Raw genomic sequence first — 16,781 nt, 5'->3', positions numbered from 1 at the left:
TCCCTTTGGGAGAAGGGAGCTAGAATTCTTGTCCCCTCTCCCTTTGGGAGAGGGCTAGGGTGAGGGCAAATCTTGCGGGTAAAACTTGGATTCATACATTGATTGCTCAAGGTGATTTAAGTTTGCTTCCCATTTTATCTTTATTTGTTGGTTTTCATTCCAAAAAACTGTCAATTGATAATACCAAAACAGGTGGTCGTCGATACAATAAATTGTCCTACTTATGCAGACTGGATATTTAGCAACGCTATAATTTGCTTGAGGTCAAAAAGAGAAACAGTCTGTCTAGCCTTGAGCAAAAGTTGCACCATCAATTTTATCTATCGTTTTGAAAACAAAGAGTATTTGCTCTTATCGTTGGGTCGGCGTACATTAAGAGACATAAGGTAAAACACAAGAAAAACGCCGAGGTGCAAGATGAAGCTGACAAAGAAAACATTATCAAACACTGTTGATACAAAAGCCGTTCAAAATTCCTCTGTTGTGGAGAAAGAGCGATCGGTAACCCAAAACACACCAACTCAAGAATTGACGAGGGGACAGCGCCTTGCAGATAAATTAGCTTCCCAAGTAGGTTCTTGGGGATTTCTCATTAGTCAAAGTGCAATTTTGGCAGGATGGGTAGGTTTGAATGCTATGCCTGGAGTACCTCACAAAGGATGAGTCACCATTCATGATGCTGAACTTAGTGTTTTCCTTTGCATCAGCCTACACAGCCCCTGTAGTCTTGATGAGTCAGAATCGCCAATCTGATACCGATCGCAGAAATGCTGAAATTGACCACCAAGTGAATCTCAGAGCCGGACAAAATATTGAACTGTTGCATGAAAAATTGGATGAATTTCACGCTCAAAAGTTAAACGAACTAACACAAATTATCAAAGAGCAACAACAAGCTCTGAATGAGATGAAAGTCGCTTTAGTGACTGAATCTCAAGAGGTTAAAGTCCATTTAGTCAAAGGAAGTAATGTTCAAACCAATCACAAATTCCTGAAGTCAGCTTCCCATAATAAGCTTTCGAGTGTTGAGCAACAAATAGATGACGATCGCAAAGTGGCTGAAGAGTTGATTCGTTGGTAAGATTGAGCCACCAGTACTTGTTTCATCCCTGCGATCGCGAAGCGCAAGCCGTACCCGGCTTATCGCTATGAGAATCGTAATGTTACACCGAATCGATACGTTTTTAGGTTAGGCTCTAGACTCTCTTAAAGATTTTGAGAAAAAAGAATATTTACTTTGATGAAGTCCGTTCTCTGGGTGTAATTATAGCCTTTGCACTTGAAGAAGACAGTTCTGCTGAGGGCATTGATGGCAGAAAAAAGTTTGAAAGAGATGATAGCCAATGCCCAAAGCCCTGTGAAACACAAGTCTTTGCAGATATAGACCACATCTAGCTCAGACATCGCTAGCAAGAAGATTGAGGAGAAATAGAAATGCACTCACTTGTTACCGCTATCCCTACTGGAATTACAGCTTTTACAGCCACAAACTTGGATGATTTAGTTATCCTGACACTGTTATTTTCGCAGGTAAATGCAACATTCCGGCGTCGGCACATTGTCATTGGTCAGTACCTGGGCTTTTGTACTTTGGTGGTTGCCAGCTTAGTTGGTTTTTTCGGAGGTTTAGTTGTACCATCCCAATGGATTGGGTTGCTAGGTTTAGTCCCGATCTCCATTGGACTAAATCGTCTGCTCAATCCAGACAGCGATTCACCATCTCAAAGTCAGTCAGAATCCGAGTTGACTCATTCTTCTGCCTTTGTTGGTTTCCTGTCTCCCCAAACTTATAGTGTGGCAGCTATTACCATCGCTAATGGCAGTGACAATGTGGGAATTTATATGCCATTGTTTGCTCACTCTACCCTTGGGGATCTGTTAGTCATTATTGCAGTCTTCTTATTACTGGTTGGTGTTTGGTGTACTCTAACGTACAAACTTACCTGCAAACCTGCGATCGCTAATCTCCTAAACCGCTATGGTAATAATCTTGTACCGTTTGTCTTGATAGGCTTGGGTGTGTTTATTATTTTAGATAGTGCCTCCCTAACTCCAATTACCTTAATAGCTATTTGCTTGAGTTTAATGGGACTGATCAAAACCATTCAAAATTCAAAATTCAAAACTCAAAGTTTGTAATCCTTAAAAAACCATGAAACTTTTTCGAGTCTTTTTAGTGGTCTTAGTGCTTGTGCTGAACCTAGTCATCGCTTTCCCCTCTTGGGCAAAAACTCCTTCCTTGGTTAAAGATGCTGATGATTTTGAAGTAGGACAGAAAGTCATTTGGCTTTACAAAGCTCGTGCCGACTTTGATGAAGTTCACAAAATTCCTGCTGAAGTCGTGAAGTTAAGCGACAAGCAAGTACAAATCAAAATCCGCAAAAACCACGAATTTATCAATCGTTGGGTAAATCCAAACAAGCTGGAGAAGTTTCACCCTATTCAAGAGAAAGTTTAAAGATTTACTGAATAATTCATCAATTAAATTTATGCAATCAACAACTAAAACTATTTGTTATTCTTGATTCACTAGTTTAAAGTAAAGTCATCACAAGTGTAGTAAAATTAATACCGAAATCCCATGTTTTAAGTTAAAAAGTTAATAAAATTCATCCAAAAGTATGTAAAAAAGCATTTCCCGTCGCTGACTGAAGGATGAAGCAACATCCAACTTCCCCATCACATTTTTTGTCAGAACCCATACTCATGTCAAACAAAGGAGAAAAATATGCAGTTTATCAAAATTGTTCTTGTCGCTGTTGTGTTTATCGTGAACTTGGTGATGGCTCAGCCTTCTTGGGCAGGTAAAAATTTCACCAAGGGTGCTGACTATGCTGAGGTTACTCAGGGGCTGAATGAACTTCTGAGAGTGCAAAATGCTCCAGAGCAAGCAGGCTATACACCCGAAGAATTTCAGACACGACTGGCACAATTACAGTTACAGAAAAATATCATCGAAACAGCGACGAAACGAGCACAATGCCGCAATCAAACTGGAAAGACGTTAGCTGTATATGCCAATAAACCAAAAAAATCTCCAACTCAGCTCTACTATTTAGGAGCAGGAAAAATCACTGATGATGATTGGGATTGTGATGGCATCTATTTGCCTGCTCAGACTCAGGTAGCTCTCAGCCCGAATGCTCAACCACAAGAGTTGGCTGAACCCATCGCCGTTAAGTTTGTTGATGGTACACAATCTGTTGCTAAAGTCAACCCTGCAACTGGTGCAATTGAATTGAATGTTGAACCTGCTAAAGTATACAAGGCTGGTGAAGGTACCTGGTCAATCCCTACGCTATCTCAAGCATATATTGATACCCAAATTCCCACTCCACAACTGATTGACTAATTTTGCCTGCATAATTCAACTTTTGTGGATTTAATCCTGGTAAACGGCGAGTTTATATAAATTTACAATATTCTCGCCAGTTTCTCACATTGTGTATGTATTCTCAACCTGAAAGCTCTAATTGAGACAAAGTAATGCATCTGAAAAACAGTTCAAATCAAAATCTTATATACTGCACATAATAAAATTTTTGTCAATACTTGAGTTCTAGACGTATCGCGTCTCTAATGTATGCATACAATTACAAACCACTAAGCTATAAGATATGACCCGTAGTATCTATGCTCTGCTAGTAGGTATTGATGAATACATTGAGCCTGTTCCGCCTTTAAATGGTTGTGTGAACGACATTCTAGCAATACAAGAATATTTACAAGGACGGGTCACTACAGATGGATATCAACTTCATATTCGCACGCTTTTAAATCAAGATGCTACCCGTCAGGCTGTCATTGATGGTTTTAGGCAGCATTTGTGTCAAGCCAGTTGTGAAGATGTTGCCTTCTTTTACTATGCAGGGCATGGTAGCCAAGAGCAAGCACCACAGGAGTTTTGGGCTATCGAGCCAGACCGACTGGATGAAACTTTAGTCTGTTATGACAGTCGCTGTTTGGGAGGCTGGGACTTGGCAGATAAGGAGTTAGCAAAGCTAATCGCTGAGGTAGCCGAAAAAAAAACTCACATTGCCATCATTTTAGACTGCTGTCACTCCGGTTCTGGCACCCGTGGCGATCTAGAAGGAGAAACAGCAATTCGTAAAACCTCCACTGACAAACGCAAGCGTCCTTTGGATAGTTTTATTTTCTCCTTGAGTGAAGCCGATAAACTTTCGGCTACCCTTAGCCCGGAAAACAATCCCAGTGGTTGGAACTTCCCAAAAGGAAAACATATCGTCCTGGCTGCTTGTCGGGATAGTGAGACAGCGAAAGAATACTACGTGGATGAGGAACCAAGGGGAGCATTTTCTTACTTTTTAATAGATACTTTAAAGAAAGCCAATGGCAGCCTGAGTTATAGAGATTTATTTAAGCGTACCAATGCCCTAGTTCGCAGTCAAGTTGATGCACAATCTCCACAAATCGAAGCTACGGAGTTGAGTGACTTAGACCAACCTTTTTTGGGAGGTGCGATCGCTCACCGTACACCCTACTTTACTGTCTTTTATGATAGAAACTACGGCTGGGCGATCGATGGCGGTGCTGTTCATGGCATTTCTCAACCAGTTGGGGATGAGACAACGATACTTGCATTATTTCCCTTTGACACACCCACAGAGGAACTTCGCCAATTATCAACGGCAGTAGGTGAAGCAACAATCTTGGAAGTGATGCCACAATTGAGTCAAGTAAGAATAAGTGGCGTCGGGGATTTAAATCCGGAAATGACGTTAAAAGCAGTGGTCACCAGTCTGCCCCTACCATCTAAAGGAGTTCTCTTAGAAGGAGAACTTGCAGGAGTAGAATTAGCTCATGCCACCCTGCTCACTGCTGCACGCAATCAACCCTCACTTTACGTCCGGGAAGTAGCAACACCTGAAACTGCCGAGTTTAAATTACTTGCCCGTGATGATAAATATTTAATTACACGACCAGCAGACGACCGTCCCTTAGTTGCTCCAATTTTAGGTTACACCAACGCCACAAGTTTGCAGGCGATCCAACGATTAGAACACATTACCCGTTGGATGAATATCGCTGAACTTTCCAGCCCAGCCACCAGCCGGATTCGTCCTGATGCCGTAGAAATGCTGATTTACCAGCAAAATGGGCAACCATTGTCCGATCTTCAAATTCGCTTAGAATATCAACAAGAAAATGGCAAGTGGAGACAGCCCACATTTAAAATTAAGCTGAAAAATACCACTCAAGAACCACTTTATTGCGCCCTGCTTGATTTGAACGATCGTTATGCAGTCACAGCTGAGTTGTTAGATGGAGGAGGAATTTGGTTACAACCAAGCGGACAAGTAGGAGATGAAGCATCGGTAAATCGAGGAAATCCAATTTATCCATCGGTTCCAAAACAACTATGGCAGAACGCAGGGATTACGGAAGTTAAAGATATTCTCAAACTCATTGTCTGCACGACAGAATTTGATGCGACTTTGCTCGAACAACCGGAACTTGACCTACCCCAACGGGTTTCGCCTACACCCCGTCGCGGTCATGGTACCCTAAACCGCTTAATGCAAAGAATTCCATCTCGCGATCTCCGCAGCAGACCAGAAGAAGACGAAATATATGACGATTGGGTAACTAGTCAAATTAGCATGACTACCGTGCGTCCTCTGCACACAACTCCTATTCCCAGAGGGGACGAGTCGGCTTTTCTGAGAGAAGACGTTAGATTATACGCACATTCTGAATTTAGAGCCAAGGCACGTTTGACCACAGTCACCCAATCAACCCGCGATTTGGGCAACCATATGTTACCAACAATACTGCGGGCAGACCATCCGGGAGTTCAGCCCTTCCAGTTCACTACTAGTCGGGGAACTGACCCCGGATTGAGCGTGTTGGAATTTACTGAGGTCGAAAACCCATCAATTGTTACACCTAACAATCCCCTGAAAGTCATTGTTGATATACCCCTTGCATCCAACGAGCAACTGTTACCCATTAGCTACGATGGTGAATTTTTCCTTCCCTTGGGACGTGCTTGTACAACCCCAGAGGGCAAAACAGAGATTTTATTGGAACGGTTAACGGAACCAATAAGTGAAGGTAGCCGCAGCTTGGGAGGTTCCATTCGGATTTTCTTCCAAAAAGTCGTGTCTCAACAACTGGGGTTGGAGTTTAATGACCCAATTTTGGCGGTAGCGGATGTCACTCCAGAAGGAGTTGTAGAATACACAACACAAATTGAGCAAGTCAAGATGCGGGTTGCCCAAGCCAAGCGAATAGTCCTGTATATTCACGGTATGATTGGTAACAGTCAAAGCTGGGTTTCCAGTATGCACTCAGCCAAGGTTGAAGTCGATGGAGTCGAAAAACCGCTTGCTGAACTGTATGACCTAGTTCTCACTTATGATTATGAGAATTTGAATATCTCAATTGAACAGAATGCCAGATTCCTGAAGCAGAAACTCCAAGCTGTAGGTTTAGGGGACGATCGCGGGAAAACTTTGCACATTATCGCTCACTCAATGGGAGGGTTGGTTTCTCGTTGGTTTATTGAGCAAGAAGGAGGTAACCAGGTCGTTCAGCATTTAATTATGGTAGGTACACCCAATGCTGGCGTTCCTTGGTCTACAGTTCAAGATTGGGCATTAGCTACCTTAAGCATTGGTTTAAATGATCTGTCAGAATTTACTTGGTCAGCATCAGCAATCGGGATGTTGCTCAAGGCAATTAACAAATTTGCTGATGGGATGGAAACCGTTGATATTTCCTTAGAGCAGATGCATCCCAGTTCTCAGTTCTTGCAAAAATTAGCAGCCAGCCCCGACCCGAAAATACCTTACTCAATTATTGCTGGGAATGCATCTATTATTCCCTCTGCTCTGAAAGCAGACGCCAATCAAAATTCAAGTCCCTTAGAACGGCTCATGCAAAAATTATTTCGTAAAGCTGTAGTAGTGCCTTTTTTCAGTCAACCCAATGACATCGCCGTCACAGTAAAAAGTATAAAAAGTATCAGTATGGAGAGAAATTCACAACCGCAAATTCAAGAAGTAGGTTGCGATCGCTTCGGTTACTTTACTGAGTCAGTGGGGTTAACTGCGCTCTCTCAGGCAATAGTTCAAGCCCTACAAAACACATCTGACTTTGCAAGTACAAGCACTGAAGCAGAAAATACTGTAGTTAATAATATTAATGATTCTCCAGAAAAGAAACCATTGAAATGGTGGATTTTTAGGTTGTTTGGGGCATTAGTAGCTGCCATTCTCAGCTTACAGGTATTGAAGCAATTCAACAACACTCAACCTATTCATCAAACTCAACCCAGCCAGAATCTACGGGAATGATACCAATTAAATTAAGGTTTGAGACAGTTAAGCTAAACTAATTTTTGAATATCACCATAAGCACGGTAAAATCCGCCACTAGCAGATTCGCGTATTTCTTGAACAAGGTAACGCTCACCCTCAATACGGATATCTTTTGGAAATTGCACTTTCCAATTGGAATTGTATCCCGGAGAAACAACACGAACTCTCAATTTAGTTCCTTCCCTAAAGCACTCAACAATTACTCCAGAGCTTGTATCTGTCGTACTTTCTAAAACAGCAGATGGTGCATCTCCTTCACCTAGTGGTGCTTGAATAACTGCTGTTTCTGGAACTGTACCAGTTTGAGCAGATCCGATCGCAGTCTCACTTGTATCAATGCAAGCTAAATAACCATCTGTAGTCACAATATAAACACGGCGATCGAGAAACTGCATGGATAAAGCCGAACCGCACCCAGTAGAGAGTTTCCAAAGACGTTCTCCTCCCTGATTGAAGCAGTAAATAGAGGAACTGTTGTCTCCAGCAAAGACATACTGACCGTTAAGAGCAGTAGCGCAAGAGTAAACTGCTGCATCACATTTGTAGACTGAACCAATTTCCCCGTCTTTACTAAAGCAGTAGACTTTATGGTTGCTTGTCCCTGCATAGACAGCTGATGCTTCTTGCCAGCCAAATAATACACTACCTTGAGTTTTTTGATGCCATAACATCCGTCCTTCAGAGCGATCGTACACAGTTATGCCTTTACTATGACCGTGATAGATTCTCGATTCGTCGCAGCGCACCATCCAACCATCATCCCCCTGACTGAGACGAGTCCACTGTGACTCATCATCATGGTCAATTGTCGTTACACCACCACTAGCATCAGAGACAGCTAGTAAACCATCTTTAATATCCAACCAAAAAATATCCACATTCTCATCTATTTTGTAACTAAGACGTGGTAATTTGCCAGTCAAGTCGTAAACATTACCATCATCACAGCCAGCATAAATCCAAACATCATCAGCAACTAAGCATTTAACACCATCGGGAAGCTTAAACCGATTCACAACTTTACCTTGATGATTCAACGCAAAAACTTGACCATCTTGATTCCCCATCCAGCATAGTTTAGCATCAATGAAAATCCCAAAAGCTGCTGAATTGGAAGCAAACTTCCAAAGAATTGGAGCTTGGAGTGCTGTGGAGGTGGTACTGGTAACTTGACGGCGCGTCACGGGACGTTTCTGGCGAACACCCATGACGGCTAGTTCGTAGCCTTTACTGAGTTTTTCTTTAACCTTCTTACTAGCTTCCGCTTTAGCTTTGTCTGGAGTGGGATAAGTTTTCGTTTGAGTTTGTCCTGAATCGCCAATACGACCGTAACGAATCGTTAATTCGTTATCTCGAACTAACACTTCATAAAACTTATGGGAGCCTCCATTAGCGTCTGAAAACTCTAAATATGTCTTTTCTTCTGGCATAAGACTATTTTGGACTTTAGATTTTAGATTTTAGATTTTAGATTGAAAGTCTTCAAAAGTTGCATCTTTTGCTTTGCCTAGATCTTTGTAAGCAACAGCCGCTAGTTCAGTTGAGAGAGAATTTGTGTGCGGATTAAACTAGCTCCTGCTGTAGCGATTTCTTCTCTGTCGGAATCTGTGAGAAGTTCTTTAAGTAAAGATTTTAAAACTTGCCTGTTAGATATATACTCTTCGGTATATAAATTATCTTGTAACAAGACAGCTTTTATATGAGGAATAGCTGCTTCTGTCGGGGACAACAATCTATTTTTTATACACGCTCTCGCCGTTCGTGTTATCTGTTTAGTTCCATCTCCCAAATTCAGAGCTTCGATAGTTAGTCGTGCTTCACGGTTAAGCGATATACGTAGAGTGGTCAGGCGTCCAAGTAGGGGTAAATCGGATAATAATGAACCCATAAGCAATCCCCAGTCCAATCCGGCACCGATGTTGCCTCCAACTTCTCCTTCGTCTGCTATTGCCTGCGACATATAGTTAGAGTCAACTAATAAGTCGAGAGGACTGGAGACTGAATAGAGTTGTTCTTTTAGGTTGTCCATTTTCACCTCAGGGTAAGCGTTGACGCCAAATTCCATACTCGAAATATACTAGCTCATCTAAATCTTCATCGAGACCTAAATCATACATTCCCCGATTGTCATAAAACTTTTCATACCCTGGTAAAGAATGTAAACCAACTCTACCTTATTGTAAAAACACAACTTTGTAAAAAACTTAAAGTAATATTTACCTAAGTTTTCAATTATATCAAAAATTATAATACCGCATTACTTTATTAAGTAGTGCGGTCTGAATTCTTATAAAGATTTTCAAGTTAATAAATTAAAAAGTTATTGAGTTGTGGGGTTTTTCCAGATTTAAGATATTGACCTTTCATCGGTTGACCCCGTTTTTATTTGTCTGTAATTACCTACAAAATGAAATGCCACCATTCCGTAATTCTTCAAAAATATTTATTTACAGTATATTTTCAAAATTTTGTGGTACAATTCGATACAATCTATTTGAAAGACCCCTCGCGATCGGCAACTCCAGGGGCAGTATTTCCGAACAGCTAAGACGGAGACACGTACTAAATGAATTATAAGTATAGGTTAGCAGACAATTCGTCTGCTGAACACAGATCTGTGCATTCATTTTTTGTAGATGACTCTTGGATATATGGGGAGTCACCCACAACATCTGCAACGATCGCTCGGAAAGTATTTGAGTCACGACAATCCTACTGGATACTGAAAATCGATCCTGAATTCAAAAATCTCATTCCACCACTGTCATTTGAAGAAAAATTACAACTCGAAGCAAACCTTCAGGAATTTGGCTGTCTCGATCCTCTCATAGTGTGGAAAGGCACAAGTATTTTATTAGATGGACACAATCGCTATGAAATATGTACTCGTCTTCAAATGCACTATGAGACAGTAGAGATAGACTTGCCAAGTAAAGACGCAGCTATATGTTGGATTGCCAACCATCAGTTAGGACGGCGCAACGTGACACCAGAGACAGCAAGTTATCTCAGAGGTAAGCGCTACTTGCATTTGAAGGGCAATAAAGAGAATAATCTCAAACAGAATTTACCGAAGGGCCATTTTGACCCTTCGGAAGAAGAACCTCAGAAGAAGAACCCACCAAAGGACAAAAGTTTCCTATCGAAAGAAGAACCTGAGAATGTGAATTTACCGAAGGGCCATTTTGACCCTTCGGAGAGCACAGCAAAAACTTTGGCTGAGCAACACAAAGTTGGCGAGCGTACTATCAAGCGAGATGCTCAATTCACTACAGCACTGGATATCATAGCTCAGGTGTTGGGGGAAGATCTCAAACACTCCATCTTAACTCGTACCGCAGGACTGACCAAAAAAGACACTTTGTCCTTGGCTAGGATCGTAAGGGATGAAGGCAAAGAAGCCGCACAGCTGTTTTTAAAGAATAAACGTAATTCTTTGGATATCACGCAACAAATCAAAAATAAACAGCGCGTACCCAACCCTCGACGTGTAGGGGAAATTTGTCAAATTGTTGCTCAAGGCGATCCCGAATTGAAAAAGTTCTCCAAATGCTGGGGCATAATCAAAGAAGTTAATTTACACAGTTGTTACATCCAAACTTGGAAAATGGATTTTCCTACAGTCAAACCAGAAAACTTAGAGCCAGTCTATGTCAAGTGTGAAGTGCGTGCTGCTCAAAACTGCCATCGCATTCGACAACTGAGTGACAAAATTTACAAAGAGTACGAGCTGACTCATGTGGCTGTGGTAGAGGCATTGGCAAGGATTTCCGATCCATCAAATCTTACCGCCAAGCAAGAAAGAATGCTGGCTTTTCTAGAACAAGAGTATGGATTGTAAGATTTTGTTGATGCGATATTACCGAAGGGTCATTTTGGCCTTTCGGTGAGGTATAGCAAAAACTGTGGTTAAGATACAGAGAAGCACTCACAGCTTTATTGCCTTAAGGTAGAGAAGTCCTTGTAGTCAATGTAGTATAATTGCTGGAGATGATTTTTCAGCTTTGCGTTGCTGGAGCACTCCCCCCTGAACGGTTACTCTTCATCATCGTTATTTGCAGCTGCATTATCATGAGCGTTATATAAATCCTCAATGATTTGGTGTAGTTGCGCGTAAGCTTTTAGCAGTACAGTTCGGGTTTCTGGTCTCATATTTACTGGTTATTTAATTGCTAGTATCGCGTACTCTGGCAGTATGCCCCATTGCTCACTTCTTAGGATGTAGGTGATTTTATATCGTGCAACTCTCCCAGTAGGTTCTAAGTTTTTGTCGGGGTCAACTTCAACTAATCGAAGATTATCGCCTACTTCAAAACCTCTGTCATCTTTTCTCATTTCACCTGTTTCTTCAAATTTTGTGAGAAATCCGGGGTTAGAAATCATAAGACCGCACTACTTTATTAGCAATGCGGTCTGGATTATTATAAAGATTTTCAAGTTAATAAATTAAAAAGTTATTGAGGTGTGGGGTTTTTCCAGAAAGGTACAAACCTCTCATCAGTTGACCCCGTTTTTATTTGTCTCAGGACTTACGCAAAAATTGCTAGAAACCTTGATTTATCGAACCGCCAAGACGCCAAGAGCGCCAAGAATTCGTAGAGCGTGCGTAAGTCCTATGTCTGTAATTACCTACAAAGCGAAATGACGCTATTCCGTAATTCTCCAAAAATATTTATTTACAGTATATTTTTTAGACTTTGTAGTGCAATTTGATACATATAATACCGTTCGGCAAGAAAAAATACTGGCTTTTCTAGAACAAGAGTATGGACTGTAAGATTTTGTCAATGCGATAGCGTAAGCGCTAACGGCTATACTGCCGTATCGCGAAGCGCAAGCCGAAAGAGTGCTTATCGCCCCTCTATTGCTAACGATTTTTTGCCTGTCAGTAAAGCAGTTCTAACTCCGAAATATTCCAATGCGTGGCAATGCTAATTCGTTTCAGCATATTTCATGAGTGATTATGCGAATAATGTTATAAGCAAAATTAATCAATGAAAAAAAGAACTTAGGCTGCTGTACCTGGTTTAATAGATAAGCGATTGGGTACGCACTGTACACAGAAAAATCAGGCAATCTTCAGTTCATTCAGCCCACATAACCATAGTAATTTTCGTTCAATAGTCTCCCTTACCCATATCCCTACATGGAGGTTTCCGTTATGGTAGAACCTGTTCGTGGCACACTTAGCGATCCCATCTGGCCCAGTTTGCCTCTTGCAACATGGCAAAATACATATGCAACTCTGCATATGTGGACTCAAATCGTTGGTAAAATTCGGATGGCGCTAGCTCCCAAAATTAACCACTGGTGGCACTCTACTCTGTATGTAACTCCGCGTGGGCTAACAACCTCTTCAATTCCTTACAAAACAAGCACCTTGGAGATTAGCTTTGACTTTTTTGAGCATCAGTTACAAATCGAAACTAGCGACGGCATTACCCGAACAATCGCGCTTGTTCCTCGCTCTGTAGCTGACTTCTACCAGGAAGTTATGAGTACGCTGAACGCAATCGGCATTTCTGTTCGGATTTGGACAATGCCACAAGAAGTAGATCGGCCAATTCCCTTTAATCGCGATCGTACACATACAGCTTACGATCCGGAGTACGCAAAGAGGTTTTGGCGTCTTCTGGTGCAAGCAGATCGAGTCATGAAAATATTTCGCTCGCGTTTCATTGGTAAATGTAGCCCTGTACACTTTTTCTGGGGCAGCTTTGACTTAGCTGTTACCCGCTTCTCTGGATATCGTGCTCCAGAGCATCCAGGTGGAGTTCCAAACATGGCGGATTGGGTAACACGAGAGGCTTACTCCCATGAGGTGAGCAGCTGTGGGTTTTGGCTAGGTGGTGGAGCAGTAACAGAACCTATTTTTTACTCCTATGCTTACCCCGAACCGGAGGGATTTAAAGATTACCCCATCCAACCAAAGGAAGCATTTTACAGTTCTCAGATGCGAGAGTTCATTTTGCCATACGAAGCAGTGCGGCGATCTGACGATCCGGATGCAGTCATCCTTGCCTTTTTGCAAAGTACTTATGATGCAGGTGCAAATTTAGGAAATTGGGATCGAGCAGCGTTGGAATCTACCTTATGACCCTGAATTGATTCTGAGCCACTTGAAGCAGTTCATTGAGTGATTGAGTTTAATCAGCCATAACCCGTTGAACCAGTAAAAACTAGCGAAGTAGTTGAACTTCCTCCCTCAACACAACCCCCACCAATCCGGCGGGATTATTATTGCTGTTGAAATAACTTAATTGCCAGGGGTTTATACCGTTCCGCGCACTCGCTTTTTAGTGTGGAGTCAAAACCGGAGGACGATCGCCAAAAATTGCGCCTCGTTGCTCTAAGTCATGCTTCATATCCTCTGTAAGACCTTCATTCCTTCCGAACAAGGCATTAACAACAATAGCATCACTTAGGTTGGCATCAAATAGGTTAACACCGCTCAAGTTGGCATCACTTAGGTAGGCACAGCTGAGGTAAGCATTCCTCAAATCAGCATTACTTAGGTAGGCACCGCTCAGGTTAGCACCGAACAGGTCGGTATCGCTCAGGTTAGCACCGCTTAGGTTAGCATTGCTCAAGTTGATACCGCTTAACCATTCATATTTGATAAAACGCCAGAGAATCTCAATAATATTTAACTACGGTGAGTACGTGGGTAAGAAGAAAACGGTTAATCCTTTTTCTGCAAAAAAACAGTACAAAGAAACTAGTTACTTATGCTAATCTTTTAATTGAGGTGCTGAAGTATAAAGTGTGTGTAGATATTTGCCGCGTTTAGGATTGTTATATTGGAGAAATGGAAAAACGGAGGCTAAAAACTATGAGAAGTTCGCAAAACGAAGTAATTCGTAGTGAATCGGAGCAATTCGATTAACTGACTTCACCAAGACTCAGCGTAGAACTGTTTATTCTACGTTATCCAATTAATTGGATTTCAGTCCGCTTTTAAATCATGACTTAATGGGATTTGCCAGTCCCAAGCGTCGAGGGAGGAACATGGCTATTTTGCGCTAGTGTAACACCGAACCTTTTTGAGAAGTTTAAAAGCAGTGTCAAGGCAAACTATACCCCTTTTGGGAGTTAATCAAATGATTAGCAACTCTGTATTCGTTCTGAGTAAAAATGGAAAGATACTAAAGCCAACAACACCAGTTAGAGCAAGGATTTTACAATCCCAAGGCCAAGCTAAAAAACGGAAATTATTCCCATTTACTCTAATCTTAGAAAAGGAGGTTGATGAAAATGTAGAACCATTATTGGAACTTAGGATCGATCCAGGAAGCCAATTTTCGGGAATTTCTCTCGTAGACTTAAATAAGAACGAAGTGATTTGGGCAATGGAATTAGAACATCGGGGATTAGCCATAAAAATGGAGATGCTGACTAGAGCAGGTGTTCGACGTTCTAGAAGGTCAAGAAGACTTCGTTATCGCCAGAAAAGATTTGACCGCAAAAAGCCAGATGGTTGGCTACCGCCAAGTTTAAGACATAGATTGTTAACTACTGAGACTTGGATAAAACGATTACTTAAAGTTGCACCAATTAAATCCATTGCCATCGAATCGGTTAAATTCGATTTGCAAAAAATGGAAACACCAGATATAGAGGGCATTGAATATCAGCAAGGTACATTATTCGGCTACACTCACTCGTGTTGCACTCTTAGAACATTGGGGTAGAGAGTGTGTGTATTGTGGCAAGACGGATGTGCCACTACAAATAGAACACATCAATCCACGCTCACTAGGAGGTAGTGACCGATTCTCAAATCTCACATTATCTTGTGAAAAATGCAATCAAAAAAAGGGGAATAAGCCAGTAGAGCAATTTCTGAAAAACAAATCAGAAATTCTCCAAAAAATTAAAGCACACCAAAAAAAGTCATTATCAAATGCAGCTGCTGTTAACTCAACTCGTAAAGCTGTATTTGAAATGGCACACAAATTTGGATTACCCGTAATTAGTGGAGATGGTGCATCTACCAAGATGATTAGGATTAAAAGCCAATTACCGAAACAACACTGGATTGACTCAGCGTGCGTCGCAACCGACCAAATTGTAAAATTGCGAATATGCCAACCATTGCGCGTTACCTGTAAAGGACATGGCACAAGACAAGTTCAAAGAATGAATGCCAGTGGTTTTCCGGCTATAGCCAGCATTAAAAAGAACTCTGCTACAGGTAAAAAAGAAGTTAAGTTAGTTAGCAAAAATCAAAAATACACTCATGCCACAGCAGGTGACTACGTAATTTGTGATTTCCGAAAGGATCGCAAACACGTTAAAGCAGGAACTTATCGTGCCAGAGTTAAAACTCCAACTCAAAAAGGAGTAGAAGTCTTAATTAGCGGTCATCGGATTTCTCTAGATCGACAATACGTTAAATTAATTCATCGCTCCGATGGCTATGAATACAGTTTTACTGCGATTGACCCTGATTTACTACGTTTTAACGCTATTTGATAACATGACTACAAGCATTGAGCGCACGGCAATACTCTCTCCTTTCCCAGACCATACTCAATTACCAGACGAAGACGGAACTTTTGTGAAGAATTTTCAGGAGCATCCCCAGAGTCTTATTTTAACAGACTCTATTGGCCCAGTCTTAGAAAAAATTCATTCTGATGGTCAATATGCTATTGGGCAAGATTGTGGAATCTATTGGAGAGAAACTGACCCCCCGGAAAAAGGTGCAGAGGCGCCTGACTGGTTTTATGTTGGTGGTGTACCTCCTACTATTAATGGCGAAATTAGACGCTCCTACGTACTTAGGCTAGAGTATATCCGACCATTAATTGCTCTGGAATTTGCCAGTGGTGACGGTTCAGAAGAAAGAGATACGACTCCTTTATCTCGTAATCAGGAAGGCGAAATAATTAAACCAGGCAAGTTTTGGGTTTACGAATGTATTATTAATATACCTTATTATGGAATATACGAAATTAAAACAGGTAATCTAGAAGTTTACAAATTAGTAGGTGGTTCCTATCGTAAAATGCAACCAAATGCACAAGGACGTTACTTGATTGAGCCATTGGAAGTCGAATTAGGTTTATGGTCAGGAACTTATCAAAATCAAACCCAACGTTGGTTACGTTGGTGGGATACTTCAGGAAATATGCTATTAATTGGTAGCGAACGTGCTGAAATTGAACGGGAACGTGCTGAAACTGAGCGTGAGCGTGCTGAAACTGAGCGTGAGCGTGCCGAAACCGAGCGTGAGCGTGCCGAAACCGAGCGTGAGCGTGCCGAAACTGAGCGTGAGCGTGCTGAAGTAGCAGAAAATGCACAGCGAGATGCAATTCCCCGGCTACTTAGATTAGGATTATCTATTGAACAAATAGCCGAAGCTCTTTCATTGCCCATAGAAGAAGTCAGGTCTCGAATGCAATAATTATTACAGAATAAATTGCAACATTAAAA

Annotated in this window: 16 protein-coding genes and 1 pseudogene; 12 read left to right on the top strand and 5 right to left on the bottom strand. The window is 41.5% G+C overall.

Annotation, left to right across the window (positions count from 1 at the left end; translation table 11 throughout):
• Nucleotides 1-417 precede the first annotated feature (417 nt).
• The 7 genes from WA1_RS59265 (at nt 418) to WA1_RS01320 (ending at nt 7,319) form a co-directional block, all read left to right on the top strand.
• Nucleotides 418-663 carry a DUF1003 domain-containing protein gene (locus tag WA1_RS59265; protein WP_017749235.1) on the top strand — a complete coding sequence of 82 codons (246 nt, stop codon included), beginning with the start codon at nt 418-420 and terminating at the stop codon, nt 661-663.
• 10 nt (nt 664-673) lie between these two features.
• The gene (locus WA1_RS59260) at nt 674-1,081 is read left to right on the top strand and encodes a DUF1003 domain-containing protein (RefSeq protein ID WP_017749236.1); all 408 of its coding nucleotides are present in this window, start codon (nt 674-676) and stop codon (nt 1,079-1,081) included.
• A gap of 134 nt (nt 1,082-1,215) precedes the next feature.
• Nucleotides 1,216-1,395 carry a hypothetical protein gene (locus WA1_RS54515; RefSeq protein ID WP_148662588.1) on the top strand — a complete coding sequence of 60 codons (180 nt, stop codon included), beginning with the start codon at nt 1,216-1,218 and terminating at the stop codon, nt 1,393-1,395.
• A gap of 39 nt (nt 1,396-1,434) precedes the next feature.
• Nucleotides 1,435-2,139, top strand: a complete 705-nt coding sequence (locus WA1_RS01335) for a cadmium resistance transporter (protein WP_017749237.1) — start codon at nt 1,435-1,437, stop codon at nt 2,137-2,139.
• Nucleotides 2,140-2,152: 13 nt separating this feature from the next.
• Nucleotides 2,153-2,458, top strand: a complete 306-nt coding sequence (locus WA1_RS01330) for a hypothetical protein (RefSeq protein ID WP_017749238.1) — start codon at nt 2,153-2,155, stop codon at nt 2,456-2,458.
• 270 nt (nt 2,459-2,728) lie between these two features.
• Nucleotides 2,729-3,352, top strand: a complete 624-nt coding sequence (locus tag WA1_RS01325; RefSeq protein WP_017749239.1) for a hypothetical protein — start codon at nt 2,729-2,731, stop codon at nt 3,350-3,352.
• 265 nt (nt 3,353-3,617) lie between these two features.
• A complete protein-coding gene (locus WA1_RS01320; RefSeq protein WP_017749240.1) occupies nt 3,618-7,319 on the top strand; it encodes a caspase family protein in 3,702 nt (1,233 codons plus the stop codon).
• A gap of 32 nt (nt 7,320-7,351) precedes the next feature.
• Here WA1_RS01320 and WA1_RS01315 read toward each other — a convergent pair whose 3' ends face one another.
• The 3 genes and pseudogenes from WA1_RS01315 to WA1_RS59255 form a co-directional block, all read right to left on the bottom strand.
• Nucleotides 7,352-8,773 carry a WGR domain-containing protein gene (locus WA1_RS01315; protein ID WP_017749241.1) on the bottom strand — a complete coding sequence of 474 codons (1,422 nt, stop codon included), beginning with the start codon at nt 8,771-8,773 and terminating at the stop codon, nt 7,352-7,354.
• A 101-nt stretch (nt 8,774-8,874) separates the two neighbouring features.
• A complete protein-coding gene (locus tag WA1_RS01310; protein WP_066613328.1) occupies nt 8,875-9,372 on the bottom strand; it encodes a hypothetical protein in 498 nt (165 codons plus the stop codon).
• Nucleotides 9,373-9,379: 7 nt separating this feature from the next.
• Nucleotides 9,380-9,517: pseudogene (locus tag WA1_RS59255) on the bottom strand (GNAT family N-acetyltransferase); the annotation flags it as partial.
• Between the two features lie 392 nt (nt 9,518-9,909).
• On the opposite strand from WA1_RS59255, the gene WA1_RS01305 reads away from it, so the two are divergent.
• Nucleotides 9,910-11,184: a ParB N-terminal domain-containing protein gene (locus WA1_RS01305; protein WP_017749243.1), complete on the top strand. Its 1,275-nt coding sequence runs from the start codon at nt 9,910-9,912 to the stop codon at nt 11,182-11,184.
• A 320-nt stretch (nt 11,185-11,504) separates the two neighbouring features.
• Here WA1_RS01305 and WA1_RS01300 read toward each other — a convergent pair whose 3' ends face one another.
• Nucleotides 11,505-11,726: a DUF3850 domain-containing protein gene (locus WA1_RS01300; RefSeq protein WP_017749245.1), complete on the bottom strand. Its 222-nt coding sequence runs from the start codon at nt 11,724-11,726 to the stop codon at nt 11,505-11,507.
• A gap of 778 nt (nt 11,727-12,504) precedes the next feature.
• On the opposite strand from WA1_RS01300, the gene WA1_RS01295 reads away from it, so the two are divergent.
• Nucleotides 12,505-13,440 (top strand): DUF5996 family protein, encoded by a 936-nt coding sequence (locus WA1_RS01295; protein WP_017749246.1) that lies wholly within the window; start codon nt 12,505-12,507, stop codon nt 13,438-13,440.
• A gap of 199 nt (nt 13,441-13,639) precedes the next feature.
• On the opposite strand, the gene WA1_RS01290 is transcribed toward WA1_RS01295, so the two are convergent.
• Nucleotides 13,640-13,939: a pentapeptide repeat-containing protein gene (locus WA1_RS01290; protein ID WP_272819395.1), complete on the bottom strand. Its 300-nt coding sequence runs from the start codon at nt 13,937-13,939 to the stop codon at nt 13,640-13,642.
• 504 nt (nt 13,940-14,443) lie between these two features.
• Here WA1_RS01290 and iscB point away from each other — a divergent pair.
• The 3 genes from iscB to WA1_RS01280 are packed head-to-tail and all read left to right on the top strand — an operon-like array spanning nt 14,444 to nt 16,752.
• Nucleotides 14,444-15,034 carry an RNA-guided endonuclease IscB gene (gene iscB, locus WA1_RS59250; protein ID WP_051077141.1) on the top strand — a complete coding sequence of 197 codons (591 nt, stop codon included), beginning with the start codon at nt 14,444-14,446 and terminating at the stop codon, nt 15,032-15,034.
• Between the two features lie 28 nt (nt 15,035-15,062).
• Nucleotides 15,063-15,818 (top strand): HNH endonuclease, encoded by a 756-nt coding sequence (locus tag WA1_RS59245; RefSeq protein WP_051077142.1) that lies wholly within the window; start codon nt 15,063-15,065, stop codon nt 15,816-15,818.
• 4 nt (nt 15,819-15,822) lie between these two features.
• A complete protein-coding gene (locus WA1_RS01280) occupies nt 15,823-16,752 on the top strand; it encodes a Uma2 family endonuclease (RefSeq protein WP_017749248.1) in 930 nt (309 codons plus the stop codon).
• Nucleotides 16,753-16,781 lie beyond the last annotated feature (29 nt).

It is taken from the genome of Scytonema hofmannii PCC 7110 (genome assembly GCF_000346485.2).
GTDB lineage: Bacteria > Cyanobacteriota > Cyanobacteriia > Cyanobacteriales > Nostocaceae > Scytonema > Scytonema hofmannii.
The sequence above is the reverse complement of the archived record's forward strand: the minus strand, read 5'-3'. Positions and strand labels throughout refer to the sequence as shown.